The organism is Streptomyces sp. B21-105 (assembly GCF_036898465.1).
Taxonomy (GTDB): Bacteria; Actinomycetota; Actinomycetes; order Streptomycetales; family Streptomycetaceae; genus Streptomyces.
In genome coordinates, this window is record NZ_JARUMJ010000001.1 from 333,218 (window position 1) to 349,399 (window position 16,182).

13 protein-coding genes are annotated in these 16,182 nt (G+C 70.4%); 7 read left to right on the forward strand and 6 right to left on the reverse strand.

The window, feature by feature from the left end:
* The first annotated feature begins 266 nt into the window (after window positions 1-266).
* Entirely contained in the window at window positions 267-746 is a 480-nt protein-coding gene (locus QA802_RS01240) for a hypothetical protein (RefSeq protein ID WP_334517488.1), read from the forward strand.
* 236 nt (window positions 747-982) lie between these two features.
* On the forward strand, window positions 983-2,341 hold the full coding sequence (locus QA802_RS01245; RefSeq protein WP_334517489.1) for a peptidase inhibitor family I36 protein: 1,359 nt from the start codon (window positions 983-985) through the stop codon (window positions 2,339-2,341).
* Window positions 2,342-2,528: 187 nt separating this feature from the next.
* Here the strand turns inward: QA802_RS01245 and QA802_RS01250 are convergent, their stop codons facing one another.
* The 3 genes from QA802_RS01250 to QA802_RS01260 all read right to left on the reverse strand — a co-directional run bounded on the left by QA802_RS01250 (window position 2,529) and on the right by QA802_RS01260 (window position 5,147).
* Window positions 2,529-3,065, reverse strand: coding sequence for a GNAT family N-acetyltransferase (locus QA802_RS01250; RefSeq protein ID WP_334517490.1), 537 nt, complete (start codon window positions 3,063-3,065; stop codon window positions 2,529-2,531).
* A gap of 122 nt (window positions 3,066-3,187) precedes the next feature.
* Complete coding sequence (locus QA802_RS01255; RefSeq protein WP_334534213.1) at window positions 3,188-4,051, reverse strand: endonuclease/exonuclease/phosphatase family protein; 864 nt, start codon at window positions 4,049-4,051, stop codon at window positions 3,188-3,190.
* Window positions 4,052-4,211: 160 nt separating this feature from the next.
* Window positions 4,212-5,147 (reverse strand): LysR family transcriptional regulator, encoded by a 936-nt coding sequence (locus QA802_RS01260; RefSeq protein WP_334517491.1) that lies wholly within the window; start codon window positions 5,145-5,147, stop codon window positions 4,212-4,214.
* 133 nt (window positions 5,148-5,280) lie between these two features.
* Between QA802_RS01260 and QA802_RS01265 the strand changes: the two genes are divergently transcribed.
* Window positions 5,281-6,573: an MFS transporter gene (locus QA802_RS01265; RefSeq protein ID WP_334517493.1), complete on the forward strand. Its 1,293-nt coding sequence runs from the start codon at window positions 5,281-5,283 to the stop codon at window positions 6,571-6,573.
* Window positions 6,574-6,689: 116 nt separating this feature from the next.
* Here the strand turns inward: QA802_RS01265 and QA802_RS01270 are convergent, their stop codons facing one another.
* Window positions 6,690-7,472 carry a LamG domain-containing protein gene (locus tag QA802_RS01270; protein ID WP_334517495.1) on the reverse strand — a complete coding sequence of 261 codons (783 nt, stop codon included), beginning with the start codon at window positions 7,470-7,472 and terminating at the stop codon, window positions 6,690-6,692.
* Window positions 7,473-8,235: 763 nt separating this feature from the next.
* Here QA802_RS01270 and QA802_RS01275 point away from each other — a divergent pair.
* On the forward strand, window positions 8,236-9,045 hold the full coding sequence (locus QA802_RS01275; protein ID WP_334534216.1) for a transposase family protein: 810 nt from the start codon (window positions 8,236-8,238) through the stop codon (window positions 9,043-9,045).
* A gap of 17 nt (window positions 9,046-9,062) precedes the next feature.
* On the opposite strand, the gene QA802_RS01280 is transcribed toward QA802_RS01275, so the two are convergent.
* Window positions 9,063-10,322: an acyltransferase family protein gene (locus QA802_RS01280; RefSeq protein WP_334517497.1), complete on the reverse strand. Its 1,260-nt coding sequence runs from the start codon at window positions 10,320-10,322 to the stop codon at window positions 9,063-9,065.
* A 422-nt stretch (window positions 10,323-10,744) separates the two neighbouring features.
* Between QA802_RS01280 and QA802_RS01285 the strand changes: the two genes are divergently transcribed.
* The 3 genes from QA802_RS01285 to QA802_RS01295 all read left to right on the forward strand — a co-directional run bounded on the left by QA802_RS01285 (window position 10,745) and on the right by QA802_RS01295 (window position 14,354).
* On the forward strand, window positions 10,745-11,905 hold the full coding sequence (locus QA802_RS01285; RefSeq protein ID WP_334517499.1) for a TetR family transcriptional regulator: 1,161 nt from the start codon (window positions 10,745-10,747) through the stop codon (window positions 11,903-11,905).
* Window positions 11,902-12,534, forward strand: coding sequence for a transcriptional regulator (locus QA802_RS01290; protein ID WP_334517501.1), 633 nt, complete (start codon window positions 11,902-11,904; stop codon window positions 12,532-12,534). The genes QA802_RS01285 and QA802_RS01290 overlap by 4 nt, the downstream gene beginning before the upstream one ends.
* Window positions 12,535-12,611: 77 nt before the next feature.
* The gene (locus QA802_RS01295) at window positions 12,612-14,354 is read left to right on the forward strand and encodes a pyruvate, phosphate dikinase (RefSeq protein ID WP_334517503.1); all 1,743 of its coding nucleotides are present in this window, start codon (window positions 12,612-12,614) and stop codon (window positions 14,352-14,354) included.
* An 86-nt stretch (window positions 14,355-14,440) separates the two neighbouring features.
* On the opposite strand, the gene QA802_RS01300 is transcribed toward QA802_RS01295, so the two are convergent.
* The gene (locus tag QA802_RS01300) at window positions 14,441-15,973 is read right to left on the reverse strand and encodes an MFS transporter (RefSeq protein ID WP_443042063.1); all 1,533 of its coding nucleotides are present in this window, start codon (window positions 15,971-15,973) and stop codon (window positions 14,441-14,443) included.
* Window positions 15,974-16,182 lie beyond the last annotated feature (209 nt).

The window sequence follows — 16,182 nt, forward strand, 5'->3', positions numbered from 1 at the left end:
CCGCCGAGCGGGAGCCCGGACTCCACGCAGTTCTCCGTCATTCGCTCCGGGGCCGTCACAGGAAGGCCGTCACAAGGTTTTCGCAAGGTTCACCGTAGATCCTCATCTCACGTGCCGTCAGGCGGATCGCGGCAGCCGTCGCGACCGCCGGAACGCCTGCGGCCGGCTCGCACGCGGGGCGCTCCGGCCACCGATGTCGCCGGCGTCCTGTCCGCGGTCGGGCGAGGCGTGGGCCGAGCCGACGTGATCAAACGAATGGAACTGTCATGGGCAAGATGATGTCTCGGGTGAACCGGACGGCCGTCGCGGTCGTCGCCACCGCCTTCATGGCGTCAGGAGTGGTCGTCGCGGGGGCGACGACCGCGTCCGCGGACGGCTGCGTGGGCTCCCTGTGCGGCGCGGTGAAGAACAGGACCGGCCAGACGATGCACTACACGATGAGTCTCGGCTCGGGCCCGCACTTCTGCGACGTGTGGAACTGGGGCGGCGGCACCGGCAGCGAGTTCAAGCACGCCAAGTGCAAGCAGGAGACGTTCGGCAACGGAACGCGCGGCGGCAACGGCACCGGCAAGGACGTGGACGCCTTCACGTTCGCCTCCCACGGGTACCACGAGCGGTTCTCGCGGGTCGGTACCTGGCACTGGCGGGCGAAGGGCGTCTGGACGAAGATCCGGAGCGGGGAGATCGCCGACTGCGGCATCGGCGACAACGACGAGGTGTGGTGCACGGTGCTCGTGCAGGCCTGAGACGGCCCCGGGAGGCGGCGGCACCCACGTGCCGCCGCCTCCTGGCGGGCCCGGGCCGGCGCCGTCGGCGCGGTCCGCCCGCAGGTGAACCGCCGCAGGTGAACGGCCCCGGGTGACCGCCGCAGGGGAGAGGACGAGAAGCAGTCCGGGACGGCTCTTTGCTCCCCGGCGACAGATCGACTCTCGGTAAAGTGGTGATCCGTCCAGTCGTCCCGCGAGAGGTAGTTGTTTCTCGGATGCACATACGCGCAAGATTCCTCTCTTTCCTATCGGCCGCCGGGCTCGTTCTCGCCGGCTTCGTCGGCACGGCGTCGCCTGCTGCCGCGGCCGAGGAATGCCCGGCCAACAGCCTCTGCCTTTACTCCAGTACCGATCTCAGAGGGCTGAAGTTCACGGCCGCCAGTACGAGCGCCTGCTTCTGGTTGGGACGTTACGGCCTGGGTGAGGGCACCAACGGCATCAATTCGTACGTCAACAACCTCCCGGTAACCGCGCAGGTGTACCAGTTCGACACAGGCTCGGGAACCAGCTCGGCGGACCACACCCTGCGCGGCAGCATCAGGGTCGGCGGCGCGAGCAGTGACACCGACGCCGTGAACCCCGCTTCGCCGTGGCACGAGCTGGACAAGATCTGCACAGGCGGCGCGGATCCGATGACATCGCCTGGTTTCGACGTGGCGGCTCATTCGACCGCGGACCCGCTCAACTACGCGGACGTCCCCGGTACGAAGCTGGAGTTCGACGCCACGGCGGGTCAGAAGTCCTATCTGTGGTCCCGCGACGTCTCGATCCGGAACCTCACCTCACTGGCCGAGCATCGAAACGTCGGCGTGACCGCCGCCTTCCGTTGCATGTACGCGGACGGACGAGCTCTGCCGAGCACATACGAGACGGGCGCCTACTGGGCGGCGAACTTCGTCCCGACTGTCGAGACGGCGCTCCTGCCCTCGATCCGGTGGACGTTCACCGCTCCGACGGCGGACCGGTACCGGTGCCGGATCTCGGTCCTTCCCTATGCGACGTGGATCGACGGAACCAACACGCCGACGATGCGGGTCGAGGCGGGCGCCACCTTGGCGCGAGCCGTCCACAGTGGAATGGACCGGTGGACCCTGGGCGGCGCCGAACCGGCAGCGCTCGCGCCCGGGACCACGACGAGCGTCCTTCAGCATGTGTACACGCCCAGCGGGACAGACAGCATCGCGATCGTCATGGACGCCAACGTGACCAGCTGCAACAACGACAAGGACGGCGTCTCGCCCAACTACGGCATCGACAAATGCGCGGAGCCGGGAGATCCGACGGCGCATCACACCAAAGCTTCCACGTGGATCGAGGCTCAGCCGGAGAAGAGCGACGGAACACTGTGCGGCAGCCCGCTGAAGAGCGTCGTGGCGGTGTGGAACATCTCTGAGCGCAAGCACCACCAGACCGCTACGAACGCCCTCTATCTCAGCACGTCACAACTGGGTGCCTGCGACAGGCTCCGGGTCTCGCTGAACGTGTCCAACGCCGAGGGAAACCGACTGCAGATTCACGCCGGACTCGCCTCGCAGAACATCGCCAAGACCCGCGGGCTGGCTTTCACCTACTGACCCCGCCGCACGGGCCGACCGTTGTTTCCCGACGGGCCGTTCCGTGATCCGCGTGGCAGTTGCCTTGGACGGGGCCCTGCTCGTCCGCTCCCCGGCGGGCGAGCAGGGCCCCGGCACAGGGGCGCATGAGGTCGCCCCCCTCGTCCGTTCCCTCGCGTCCTCCCCGTCACGCCCACAGGTGAGCGGGTCAGCACTCGTCGTGCCAGTCGGTGGGTGTGACGGTGCCGGTCTCCCAGTCTCGGCGCAGTGTCGCGTACCCGACGGAGTCGTACCGGCGCCCACCGGCTCCGGGCCAGGCGTCGCGATAGTGGGCTTCTTTGACGTAGCCGCCCCTTTGGAACGTCCTCCGCATGGCCACGTTGTCCTGCCGGGTGGTGCCCTCTATCCGCTCCGTGTCAGGGAGCTCGGTGAACAGGTACCGGGTGAGCCAGGCGAGAGCTCGGGTGCCCACACCCCTGCCGCGGTGATCCGACGCGATCCTGAGGTCGAACAAGGGGGTGTCGTCGCCGAGGTCCATGAGCCTGATCAGGCCGGCGGCCTCGCCGTCCACGATGATCCAGAAGGTACGGGTCTGCTCGCCGTCGAACACACCGTCGGCGGCCCACTCGCGCACATCGTCCCTGGTGACGTCGGCCGCGACGTGGAACGGCCAGGTGTCGCGCGCCAGGAAACACGCCACCGTGTCGACCTCGGAGGCGGCGAACCGTCGGAATGCAATGTCCATGACCTCACACCACGTCCTTCATGACACCACCCTGATCGAGGGGAACACGGCTGGGTGGTACCCCGGGTCGCCTTCGCGTCAGGCCCATGGGCCTGACGGTAGCGACACCCGCCGCACACTGCTCACGGTTTTCTCGCGGTGCCGCCGGCAGTCGCCGTGGTGCCCCGAGTGACGTCCAGGTCGGTGCGGAGCAGGTCGTGGTCCGAGTACCGGGATGGCTGCACGTGGTGTTCGAGCGCGGTGACGCCGCGCAGGAAGACGTAGTCGAACTTGCTGTGCCAGTCGGTGGTCGTTTGGCATCCTTCCGCGGGCGAGGGGTGGCACTGGGGGTCCGTGTCCTCGGCCAGTGCCCACATCGGGGCGAGTTCGGGAGCGTCCGGCACGGCGTTGAAGTCGCCGAGGACGATCGCGCGGTCGTACCTGGCCACCTCCGCCGCGAGCACCTCGACCTGGTCCGCGCGGACCGATTCCTGACGTCGTTCGGCGAGGTGGGTGTTGAAGACCCGGACGAGCCGGCCGCCCACCGAGGTGGTGACCGCCAGGTACCCGCGGTCCTCGGATCCGCCGTCGGGATATTCCACGTTGACCCGGCCGGTCATGGGCGCCGCGGAGAGCAGCGCCTGGCCGTAACCGTCCGGGCTCCACGGCAGGCCTCCGCAGCGGCCCCAGTCCTGGAGAACCGATCCGTACACGACGCGGTAGACGAGCCCGTAACGCCTCTCCAGCTCGTTGCGGATCCCCGCGACGTCAGCCGCGCACGCTTCCTGGAGGCCGATCACCTGAGGCGCATAGGCGGCGATCTCCGCAGCCCGGTCGGCGTTGCTCTGCTCGCAGGGGTTGCAGAGGTTCCACGTCATGACCCGGTGGGGTACGACCTCCCGGACGGCTCCGGGGGGCAGTGACCCGCCGGCGAGGGCGCCGCTCGGCGCGCTGGGGCCGAGGAGCACCGCGCAGACCACGGTCATGGCGCCAGCAAGCCATCGCATGCCCCGTCCGATCACCCTCGTCTCCTCGATCTCGCCCACGCCGCAACTGATGCCTGCACGCACGAGGTTACGGGACGGAACTGTCAGCCACACCTGCCCCTGTGATCTCTCGCCGTCCCCCGGGTCTTGTTCGCGCGACCGACCGCATCACTCGCGGCCTTCAGTGCGGAACCACCCAGTTCGGCGTCCAGGAGCCGGCGGCGTCGTGGCCGGTCGCCGCCGTGGCGAGGTGGGCGCGGAGGGTGGCCAGCGCCGGGTGCGGGTTGTCGCGGCGCCAGAGGAGCGAGTGCGGATAGACGGGTGTCGGGTCGGTCACCGGGATGCGCCGCAGGCCGTGGCCGGCCGGCCAGACGAGGCGGGTGTGCCCGCCCATGAAGGTGGCCAGGGCAGGGGTGTCGGCGATGGTGTCGAGGAGTGCGTCGGAGCCGAAGTTGGGGCCGGTCGCCTCGATCGTGAGACCGAACTCGGCGACGAGGTCCTCGTAGTAGGCGGCCCACTCGGTGCCCGGGACGATGCCGGGCATCCAGATGCGGTGCCCGGTGAGCTGGGCGACGGTGACCGATCTGGCGGCCGCGAGGGCGTGCGCGGGACCGGTGAGGAGCTCGAGCGGCTCGTCGAGCACCCGGACGGACTCGATGTCGTCGGGAAGCGGCCGGCCGGGCACGGCGACCGCGCGGAAGGACGCGTCGATGGCGCCGGACCGAACGGCCGCGACAGCCGTCTCGACGTCGAAGATCATCATCACGTCGAGCTCGATGTCGGGGTATGCGCGGTGGAAGCCGCGCATCAGGGCCGACTGCGCGCTGCGGGAGGCGATCACGTCGACGCGCAGCGGACGACGGCCGGTGCGCACGGACGCGACCGCACGCTCGGCGACGCGCAGCAGTTCGCGCGCATGGGGCAGGAACGCCTGTCCGTCGATGGTGAGCCCGGCGCCGCGCGGGGTGCGGGTGAACAGTCGCACCCCCAGATCGCGCTCCAGAGCGGCCATGCGCTTGGAGACGGCCTGCTGGGTGACCGCGAGTTCGGCGGCGGCCTCCTGGAACTGCCCCGCGTCGGCGGCTGCGACGAAGGTGCGCACGGTGTCGAGGTCCATGCGTGACACCCTACGTGCACAACTGTCGGTTGTGCCTGATAGCCCGGTGGTTGTTTGCTTCGCAGGTAGCGGGATCGCTTTGATGCTTCTGATCGCAGATTGGTTGTGCAGGGCGAGGGTTCGGGGGTCTTTCATGCGGAGCGGGCGCCGGCTCGGACGGCAACGCGGGCACCGGCTCGGACGGCGGTCCGGGCACCGGCTCGGACGGCAATTCGGGTGGCTCTGGGCGGCGTACGGGGCGGGCGCCCTCGGCACCTGGCTCGCGTTCGGCGCGTTCCCGCTGATCGCCGTTCAGGTGCTGCACGCCGGGCCGGCCGAGGTCGCCGCGCTCTCCTCCGTCGGGGCTGCGGTGGGGGCGGTCTCGGCGGTGCCGCTCGGCCCGTGGGTGGAGTGGCGCCGGAAGCGGCCCGTGCTGATCACCATGGACCTGGTACGGTCCGCGGCCCTGCTGACGGTCCCGGCCGCGTTCGCGCTCGGCGTGCTCACCTTCCTCCAGCTCCTGCTGGTCTGCGTCGTCGTCGCGGCGGCCGACATCACCTTCCGCGCCGCGTCCGGCGCGTACCTGAAGACGCTGCTGCCGGCCGAGGACCTGCTCGTCGCCAACGCCCGGTTCGAGTCCACGGCCTGGGCGACCACGATCATCGGACCGCCGCTCGGCGGCATGGCGATCGGGTTTCTCGGTCCGGTGGCGACGGTGACGGCGGACGCGGTCAGCTACCTGCTGTCGGCCCTGGGCATCCGCGCGGCGGGCGGACACGAGGCGCGGCCCGAGCGCCGGGCGGACACGCGCATGCGGGGCCGGGACCTGCTCGACGGCTGGCGGTACATCCTCGCCGACACGACACTGCGGCCGCTGTTCTTCAACACCGCCCTCTTCAACGGCCTGGTGATGGCCAGCCAGCCGCTGCTGGCCGTCCTGATGCTCGGCCGGTTCGGGTTCTCCCCCTGGCAGTACGGGCTCGCCTTCGCCGCACCCTCGATCGGCGGGCTGCTCGGCTCACGGCTGGCCCGACCGCTCGTCACCCGGTTCGGCGGGCATCGGGTCCTCGTCGTGTCGGGGGCGGTGCGCGCGCTCTGGCCGTTCGGTCTGGCCTTCGTGGCGCCGGGCACCGTTGGGCTGCTGCTGGTCATCGCCGTCGAATTCGGGCTCATCCTCTGCTGCGGGGTCTTCAACCCCGTGTACACCACCTGCCGACTCGAACACACCGCGAACGACCGGGTCGCCCGCACACTGTCCGCCTGGGCGGTGACGACGAAGGCCTCGACCGCTCTCCTGACGGCCCTCTGGGGCATGCTGGGCAGCCTGCTCGGCCCGCGAACCGCCATCGGCCTGGCCGGCCTGCTCCTGCTGGCGACCCCGCTGCTGCTCCCCCGCCGTACCGCAGCGCCGCGGTCCGAGCCGGAGACGGCACCGAGCGGGGGTTGACCGGTCATGGTCCGGGCCGACCTGCCTCCCCGACAGGCGCCGGCCGCGGGCAGTGGAGGAGCGGTGGCCTCCGTGGGAGGGCCGTGGCCGTCACCGGACCGAGACGCGGCACCAGGTCACAGCAGGCCGTCGCCCCCGGCCACGACCTCCGATTCGGCTTCGGGTTCGGGTTCATCGGACTGCTCGTCCACGAGCGCGGCCGGTCGCCGCACCACGAGGTTCTGCACCTCGTACGACATCTCCTTCACGTGTGGTTCCGGCGCCGGGTGGTAACGCCCCGCGCACACCGACAGGTTGACGATGAGGTAGGCGTGCCAGGTGCGTCCCACGCCGCGCCGGTCGGCGAACACCCGGTTCCCGTTCACCCACCAGACCACGGACCGGGAGCCGAACTCGACACGCAGGTCGATCCACGCGCCGGGGCGGACAGCGGGGTCGCGAAAGTAGAGGTTGCCGCCGCGCACGTGGTTGGTCAGTTCCAGGAGATCAGGGTTGTCGGGGTGGTACTCGAAGACGTCGATCTCCTGACCGCCGTCCCGCCAGGTCCAGACGGCCGGCCAGGCCCCGACTTCACGCGGCAGCCTGACCCGCGCTTCGAGCACATCCCCCGCGCGGACGGTGAAGGCCTCCTCGCTCCCCTCCGTGGTGAGCAGGCCGGCTTCCCACAGGCCGTCCGCGCGGCGGGTGGCGCGGAAGACGCCCGAGCGGCTGTAGGAGGGATCAGCCGTCAGGTGATCCAGTTTGTTGTCGCCGGGGTTGACCGGCCCACCGTTCGGATACGCCCACGAACGCCCTGCCACCCATTGACGCAGGGAAGTGAAGTCCGCCGTGAAGACGATCTCGGGTCCGGGCCGGCTCCCCTCCGCCGACGGCGTTCCGTCGCATGCAGGAATGTCCATGCGCGGATGCTGCTCCGCAAATGACGTCGGCACGCAGATGCCGAGGAATCCCACGGCCATGACCACACGCACGGGTGAACCGCGCGGTCGAACCTCGGATTTCCGTCCCACCGGGCGATCCTGCCGATGGCGTACGGCGTACGGACCCGTGCCTCGGAGCAGGACGCTGCCGCACCGCCCGCATCGGCGCCTCGCGGTCACTGACGTTTTCTCAATGGAGTTCACGTAGCCACTGCTATCCCGTGCCTTGCAGCAGGGTCACATGCCGCCCTGCCCCTTCGGTCATGGGCAGGGCGGCATGAACTGGAGCCAAGGCCTGAGCAGGCCTGTCCGTCCTGGGGGCAATCTGGCAAGATCCACGGTCGCGGGCACACGAGCACACAACCCAGCTGGCCGCGGACGGAGCGGAAGATGATCAAATGGCGGCCAACGCAATGGTCGGCGCGGCACTGGATTCTCCTGGCCGTCATCCTGGCGTTGAGCCCGGTCGTGGCGTCACTGGGCAGTCATCGATGGTGGCAAGGGGCGACAATCATTGTCTGGGTGTACTTGATGAACCGACTGCCAGTGCCGGACCTCTCCTCCTGGGTCCGAAAGCGGCAAGCGCCGCCGGCGCCCGCCTATGGTGACGAGGGGGAAGCATCGCGATGAATGTGGCAGTTGCTGCAGGACGCGTACACAGTGCGGTCTCAGATAGACGCGAAGCCCCTGGTAGGACAGGTCTCACCACAAGATCATGTCCGCAATGACCAGAGGCTTCACGTTGGTCACCTATGCTGCCACGCTCGACGTCCCGCGCCACGTCGTGGATCACCTGTCACGTCTGTTGGCCGCGCACCGCCGCCGCATCGGCACACCAAGGGGCTCTCGGGCGCTTGGCCCGTTCCGCCAGGCCGTGCTGGTGCTGCGCTGGTTCCGCGAACGCGCCTGCATGCACTGCCTGGCGCGCGACGCTGGCGTCTCCCAGGCCACCGGCTACCGGTACCTGCACGAAGGCATCGACGTGCTCGCGGACCAGGCCCCGGACCTGCACGAGGTCCTGGACCGCTGCCGGAGCAAGGACATGACCCACGTGATCCTGGACGGCACACTGATCGAGTCCGACCGTGTCACCGGCCTCCGAGAGAACGGCAACGACCTGTGGTTCAGCCAGAAGCACAAGGCGTTCGGCGGCAACGTGCAGTTCCTCGCGGCCCCCGACGGCACGCCTTTATGGGTCTCCGACGTCGAGCCCGGCTCCACCCCCGACATCACCGCCGCCCGCATCCACGCACTACCGGCGCTGTACAAGGCCGCAGTCGCAGGGCTGCCCACGTTGGCAGACAAGGGCTACATCGGCGCGGGCATGGGCATCCGCGTCCCGGTCCGCCGCCCCAAAGGCCAGTCCGAGCACGCCCTACACGCAGACACCCGGACCACGAACAGCCTGATCAGAGGCATCCGCGCACTCGGTGAACGAGCCGCTGCCGAACTCAAACAGCGCTGGCGCACCCTGCAACGCATCACCCTCAGCCCCGGCCGGATCGGCGACATCGCCCGCGCCGCCCTCGTCCTCAACGAACTCTGGAAATGATCACCGCTGAGAAAACGTCACTGGCCGGGCGATTGCCGAGAGCAGTCCTCCGACGAGTTCGTCGCGGAGGCTCGCACGGGGACTCCGGGCCGAGCCGGCTGAGTGCCGATCGTCTCGGCATCGTCAGATCGACGGCTCTCACGAACCCGCCCGTCCGGCAGTCGTTGTGGGCTCCCCCCGCTTCTGCCGGCCCAGTGGGAACGCCCCGTTTTTTCGACTATTGATCTCCAGGATCTGTTCCGCTTGAAGGGAAGTTCGAAAAGCCGGGCGAAGAGCCATGCCGCAAGCAGTGAGACCGGCAGGCCCGAGACGAGCGTGAACCAGAAGGTTGGCAGGCCCGGCGACACGAAATGCGGGGCCACGCGCCGGATCACGGCCAGGACGATCGGCAGATGGATCAGGTAAAGGCTGTAGGAGAACTCACCGAGAAGACGAATGGGGCGCGCGGTCAACACCCGTACGAGGACGGCGGATCTGCCGGTGGCCACGGCGGCGATCAGCATCGTCATGGCGGGAGCGACGGCGAGATCCACCCAGAAGTAGTGCGTCAGCGTCCACACGGAGCCCTGGACGACGCCGAGGGCCAAGGGTGGCACGGCGGCCAGGACGGCGAACCATCCCCATGGCAGACGCCGAACCCGGTCCGACGCGACGACGACTCCGGCGCCCACCATGCCGGCGACGAACACGGGCGCGAGATGCGGCGTGAGCCAGTTGGCGCCCTCCACCGGAGTTCCGCCCGGCGCCATCAGGCCGCGGATCACCACCGGGATCGTCACCAGCACCACCAGGACCGCCGCACTCGACCGCCGCCGGACGAACAGGAAGAGCGGGAAGAGGACGTAGAGTTCGGCCTCCACGGCGATCGACCAGAAGGCCCCGTTCGGCGTCGGCGCCGTGAGGACGTCCTGACCGAGGAGACCGTAGACCAGAATGGACGCGCCGGTAGGCGGTCCGGAATGCGAAGCCGGCACCACGAACCAGGCGATGATCAAACTCATGCACAGCGCCGCCCAATACGGCGGCAGGATCCGCCAGGCGCGCCGACGCAGGTACTCGGCGACTCCCACCGACCGCCAACCGTGCCGCGCCGGGGAAATCGCCAGGGAGAATCCGGACAGCACCAGAAAGAAGACGACCGCAAGGCGCCCGTACATCAGCCCGTCCAGCCATGGGGGAGCCGAACTGTCGGGATATCCGGGGAAGGTGTACAACCAGCAGTGGAACAGCACCACATAAAGGGCGGCAAGACCCCGGAGACCGTCAAGGCCCTGCACTTGCCGATCGACGGGTGCCCCGCTCGCCTTGTCCGCCGGCCCCGGTGGGGCGGCTGGCACGAGAGCGCTACGGACGGCACGGCTCGAATCCACTGAAATCCTTCAACCCTTTCCTCGGACACCGCATTGTCGCCCCCCCGGCCCGCCTCGGCGGACGTCGCGCGAGGCGGTGGGCGCGACCGGCAGACGTCCACCGACCCGCTGTTCCCGTGCGCGGACGGCACAGCGCCCCCGCAGTGGACTGGTACGCGGGGTCCCGCCGAGCCGTTCAACGGCGGGACGGCAAGACAGCGCCCCGGCCGGCGAACACGGTGAACTCCGAGAGCGGGACCGGCACTCCGTCCCTTCCGTTTCGGATGGGCTCGCCATCGGGATGTTCCAGGTATCCTTTGGTCTCCGACGGCCGAGGGAAGGGGTGGCGGATGGTCCGGTTGTCCCGGGCCCAGCAGCAGGAGCGCACGCGTGCGGCCGTGCTGACTGCGGCGAAGGCGGAGTTCAGCGAGCGCGGATACGCCGCTGCGAAGATCGACGAGATCGCCGAGCGCGCCGAGTTGACCCGTGGCGCGGTGTACTCGAACTTCCCGAGCAAACGCGCGCTCTACCTGGCGGTGCTGGCCGACATGGCTGACCCAGCCGAGGTGACCGGCATGGCCGATACGGCAGACACGGCCGACGTGACCGGCGTGGCCGAGGCGCTCGGCGCGTTCGCGCGGGCCCGCCTCGAACGCGTGCCCCTGACCGGGGACGCACCCGCCTTCGGTCAGGTGCAGTCGCGTTCCCTTGCCGGTGTGCTGGACGACGAACCGATCCGCACCGCGTTCGGACAGGTGACCCGTTTGGAGGCGCTGCTGCTGGCGCTGGCGCTGGAGTCGCGGACACCGGACGGGGTGCGCCCCGTCCGGCAGGTGCGCCGGGCCGAACTGGTGCTGAGGCTGCTGGACGGACCGGGCGCGTCGGTCGATCCGGCACTCGTGTCCGGCGATCCGTTCGACGTCGCCCATGCCTGCGCGCATCTGGGCGACCTCGCGCTCGCCGACGCCTGGGACCCCCCGCACCTGCCCTACGTCCCTGCGGCGCAGCCCTGCGGCGAGCCGTGGTCCCCGCCGGACGAAATGCCTGATCTGATCACCGGCCGCCCGGTCGGGTTCGACGAGGACGGCGTGATCGTGCTCCTCGGCAGCCACCGACTGGAGGCCGCCGAGGAGAGCGTCCGTGCCGCACGGGCCGGTGACCGGATCACCGTGGCCGTGACGACGGCCGACCCGGCGGAGACCGGACGCCTCGTACGGCTGCGGATCGACGACTTCGCCCGTTGCCTGCGGCGGGTGTTCGCCCCGGAAGCCTGGCCGCGCCTGCGTGTCGTCCTGGACGACCGGGGCCTGCTGGCGTCCGCCGTCGGCGTACCGAACGCCGACGACGCCGCCGAACACGCGGTGCGCGTGCGGCAGTCCGCGCTGGTCGCCCGAGCCCAGGGCCGGGGCGCCGCGCACGCCGTCACCGCTGCCGCCGCCGCGACCGTTGCCGCAGCCGGCCGCACAGACCCGTTCCTCTCCCGCACCTCACCTGATGGGACAGCACCATGACCCGGCACGTTTCGTCCCACCCGACCAGCACCGACCTCCTCGTGCTCCACGCCCTGCGCTGCGCCGGCTTCTCGGGCCGCGCGAGGGTCGCCGCGGTGACCGGGCTCGCCGAGTCCGACGTGGAGTCGGAGCTGATCGACCTCGCGGTGGCGGGACTCGTCACCCACACCGCGGGCGCCTTCGGCGGCTGGGGCCTGACGGAGGCCGGCCGGTCCGCTGACGCGGCACGCATCGCCGACGAGTTGGCGTCGGCCGGCGCCCGGGCCGCGGTGACCGCGGCGTTCGAGCGGTTCCTCGTCCTCAATCCCGAACTGCTCGACCTCTGCACGGCATGGCAGATGCGCGCCGCCGACGGCGCCATGACGATGAACGACCACACCGATGCCGCCTACGACGCTCGGGTCCTGAACCGGTTCACGGAATTCCACGGGCGCGCCGAACCCGTCTGCGCGGAGCTGTCCGCGGTGTTGCTCCGGTTCCGGCGGTACCCCGTCCGGCTCGCCGAGGCGCTCGCCCGCGCGAAGGCCGGGGAGTTGGAGTACGTGGCGGACGGCACGGCCTCGTATCACGCCGTGTGGTTCCAGCTCCACGAGGACCTGCTGGCCACCCTCGGCATCCCGCGCCACTGAGCCCCCGTGCGTCCGAACCCGGCCCCCGCCCCGCACCGGCGCCCCGGCCACGAGGACGACGACCCCAGGACGACGACATGAGGGGACGACGACATGAGGACGACGACACGATGACGTGGATCCACCCGCTGTCGGCCGAGGTCGAGGAATCGGCGGAGGTACTCGGGGGCAAGGCGCACGGCCTCGTCGTACTCAGGCGTCTCGGGCTGCCCGTCCCCCCGGGGTTCGTCATCACCACCCAGGCGTGCCGCGCCTTCTTCGGCAGCGGACGGCTCCCGAGCGGCCTCGAGTCCGAACTGGCGGACGCCGTCGCGGGCCTCGAGGCCTCGACGGACCGCAGACTCGGCGGGACCGCGCGGCCGTTGACGGTGTCCGTCCGCTCCGGCGCAAGCGTGTCGATGCCGGGCATGATGAGCACCGTCCTCAACCTCGGACTGACCACCGCGGCGACCACGGCGCTGGCCGAGGAAACGGGCGACCTGCGCTTCGCGCTCGAATCTCGGCTGCGGTTCCTGTCCGGCTTCGCCTCCGAGGTCCTCGGCGTCGGCCGGGAGGCCCTGGCTGCCGTCGACCGCGCTATCGCCGGACAGGGCAGCGACTCGGCCCGACCGATGAGCGACGCAGACCGACTGGACGCCCACACGGACATGGACACGGACCGATTCACCGAGGCGGTCCGGGGCGTCGAGCAACTCATCCGGCAGCGCGGCGGCGCCCCCGTACCCGAGGACGCCATCCGGCAGTTGGAACTGGCGATCGCCGCCGTGTTCTCTTCGTGGCACACACCGCGCGCGAAGACCTACCGCGAACTGCACGCCATCGCGCACGACCTCGGCACGGCGGTGACCGTACAGGCGATGGTGTACGGAAACCGGGGCCGGCACAGCGGGACGGGTGTCGCGTTCAGCCGCGATCCCAACACCGGTGAGCGCGTCCCGTTCGGTGAGGTCCTGTTCGGGCGCCAGGGCGAGGACGTCGTCTCGGGCCGGTCGCCGACCCGGCCCCTGCACCAACTGGCCGACCGCGAGCCTGCCGTATGGGCCGGGCTGCTGGACGCGCTGGACCGGCTCGAGGAGCACTACCGCGACGCGTGCTACGTGGAGTTCACCTTCGAGGAGGGCGAGCTGTGGGTCCTCCAGGTGCGCCCCGGGCGGTTCGTGGGGCGCGCGGCGGTCCGGGTCGCGGTCGACCTCGCCGACGCCGGCACGATCGGCCGCGACGAGGCGATCCTCCGGGTCTCCCCGCAGCTTCTCCAGCACGTGCGCACGCCGCGGATCGCCCTCGACGACGCGCAGGACGTGTTCACGCGCGGACTGGGAGCGTGCCCCGGCGTCGCGGTCGGCAGGGTGGCGACGACGGCCGACGGCGCGGCGCGGCTGGCCGCACAGGGGCCGGTCGTCCTGGTGCGCCCGGAGACCTCACCGCTCGACATGCACGGGCTGGCCGCCGCCGCGGGAGTCGTCACCGCGCGGGGCGGCCCGGCGAGTCACGCGGCCGTCGTGGCGCGGGCGATGGGGAAGCCGGCCGTGGTGGGAGCCGCCAACCTCACCGTCGAGGAAGGCGTCGGCGTTCGGGCGGGGGACCGCACGCTGCCGGAAGGCGCCCTCATCGCCATCGACGGCACCGGCGGAGAGGTCGTCGTCGGCGACCCTCCCGTCGTCTCGACGACGACCGATCCGCAACTGCACCGGTTGCTCACCTGGGCCGACGAGATCACGGGTCACGCCTCGGACGGCGACGAGGCGCGGCGCCTCACCTCGGCACGGACCGCTCTCCTCCGGCGGCAGGGGGCAGCCGGGTCGGCCCGGCGGGTGTCGTAGCGCCGGCGGGGCGACCCCGGGCCGCCGGCGCGGTCAGCCCGCCGACGTGAGCGGCCCGCTCGGCGGGTTCGGCTCGCCGAAGGAGGTCAGCGTCGGCCGGCCTTCTCCCGGCCGACGCGGAACAACTCCTGCGAGGTGGCGATCAGTTCACGGCGTTCCTTCGTGGATCCCACCATGGGCTGGGAGCCGTGCAGGGAGACCTGGGCGCTCTCGGGCAGGAAACGGACGGTGACCAGCCCGACGGCGCCGGCCGCCATGAGGTAGAACGCGGGCACCATGTCGTTTCCGGTGAGGCTCACGAGCGCCTCGGTGACCAGCGGGGTGGTGCCGCCGAACGCCGCGACCGCGAAGTTGAAGCCGATGCCCATCGCGGCGTAGCGGACGGCCGTCGGGAACAGCGCCGGCAGCGTCGCGGCGCTCGGCGCGGCGAAGCACGCCAGCAGGGTGGACAGGATCAGCACTCCGAGGACCGGCGGCCACGTCCCGGCCATCTTGATCAGCAGGAAGGAGGGTACGGAGAGGACGATCATGCCCGCTGCCGCGTAGCCGTAGAGGGGGCGTCGGCCGACGTGGTCGCTGAGCCTGCCGAGGAAGGTGATCAGCAGCACGATCCAGACCATGCCCACGAGTACGAGGACGTCGGCGGAGCTGCTGGAGCGTCCGAGGGTCTCCGTCTGGTAGGTGGGCAGGAAGCCCGTGATCATGTAGTTGGTGACGTTGTAGAGCAGTACCAGGCCCGTGCAGATGAGCAGGCCGCGCCAGTGGTCCTTGACGATGGTCCTGAACTCGGTGCCCGCCGACTCCTTGGCGAGGCTGTGCTCGTGTTCGTCGAGTTGCTGCTGGAAGGCGGGCGACTCCTCCAGCTTGAGGCGCATGTAGAGGCCGATCACTCCGAGCGGGCCCGCGATCAGGAACGGGACCCGCCAGCCCCAGGAGAGCATCTGCGCGTCGCTGAGGGCGAGATTCAGTGCGGTGACCAGGGCGGAGCCGAGCGCGTAACCGACGAAGGTGCCGAAGTCGAGCCAGCTGGAGAGGAAGCCTCGGCGGCGGTCGGGCGAGTACTCGGCGACGAAGGTCGTGGCGCCCCCGTACTCGCCGCCGGTGGAGAAGCCCTGGAGCATGCGGGCGAGCAGCAGCAGGATCGGCGCGGCGATGCCGATCGTGGCGTAGCTGGGGATGAGACCGATGGCGAAGGTGCCGACCGCCATCATGATCATGGTGGTGGCGAGTACCTTCTGCCGGCCGAGTCGGTCCCCGAGCGGGCCGAAGACCAGGCCGCCGAGCGGGCGTACGACGAACGCCGCCGCGAAGGTGGCGAAGGACGAGATCACCTGCGCGGCGGGCGACGCGCCGGGGAAGAAGACCTTGCCGATGGTGGCCGCGAGGTAGCTGTAGACGCCGAAGTCGAACCATTCCATGCAGTTGCCGAGCGCCGAGGCGCCGACGGCTCGTCGCAGCAACGGTGGTTCGACGACCTGTACGTCCTCGTCGCGGAAGGGACGTTTGTTGCGCCGCAGCCTGCGGGTCAGGTCCTGGCGGACCTGGGCGGGCAGACCTGCAGTCTCGCGGTGCCCCGACCGAGCTGGTTCGGGCTGCCCGTCGGTGTGTACGTCGGCCACTGCGGTTCCTTACCCGTCGTGCGTAGGCGCCCCGTGCCCGGCGTGAGGCACGGGGTGACTTCTGTGCGTATGACTTCTGTGCGTACAGACCCTGCTGCCCCCTTTCACCCCCCTCATGCGGTGACCGCGGCCACAGCGCCGCGTCCCGGTGACGTGCGGAGCTCGCGGTGTCCGCAGCCGCCGTCGGCGTCCGTGGCGCGGTGGTGTGC

What these genes read in the sequence shown, in the direction of transcription:
- QA802_RS01295 (WP_334517503.1), top strand. Translation starts at nt 12,612, where the DNA reads ATGAGGGGACGACGACATGAGGACGACGACACGATGACGTGGATCCAC.
- QA802_RS01255 (WP_334534213.1), bottom strand. Translation starts at nt 4,051, where the DNA reads ATGCGATGGCTTGCTGGCGCCATGACCGTGGTCTGCGCGGTGCTCCTC.
- QA802_RS01290 (WP_334517501.1), top strand. Translation starts at nt 11,902, where the DNA reads ATGACCCGGCACGTTTCGTCCCACCCGACCAGCACCGACCTCCTCGTG.
- QA802_RS01245 (WP_334517489.1), top strand. Translation starts at nt 983, where the DNA reads ATGCACATACGCGCAAGATTCCTCTCTTTCCTATCGGCCGCCGGGCTC.
- QA802_RS01240 (WP_334517488.1), top strand. Translation starts at nt 267, where the DNA reads ATGGGCAAGATGATGTCTCGGGTGAACCGGACGGCCGTCGCGGTCGTC.
- QA802_RS01260 (WP_334517491.1), bottom strand. Translation starts at nt 5,147, where the DNA reads ATGGACCTCGACACCGTGCGCACCTTCGTCGCAGCCGCCGACGCGGGG.
- QA802_RS01285 (WP_334517499.1), top strand. Translation starts at nt 10,745, where the DNA reads ATGGTCCGGTTGTCCCGGGCCCAGCAGCAGGAGCGCACGCGTGCGGCC.
- QA802_RS01250 (WP_334517490.1), bottom strand. Translation starts at nt 3,065, where the DNA reads ATGGACATTGCATTCCGACGGTTCGCCGCCTCCGAGGTCGACACGGTG.
- QA802_RS01270 (WP_334517495.1), bottom strand. Translation starts at nt 7,472, where the DNA reads ATGGACATTCCTGCATGCGACGGAACGCCGTCGGCGGAGGGGAGCCGG.
- QA802_RS01265 (WP_334517493.1), top strand. Translation starts at nt 5,281, where the DNA reads ATGCGGAGCGGGCGCCGGCTCGGACGGCAACGCGGGCACCGGCTCGGA.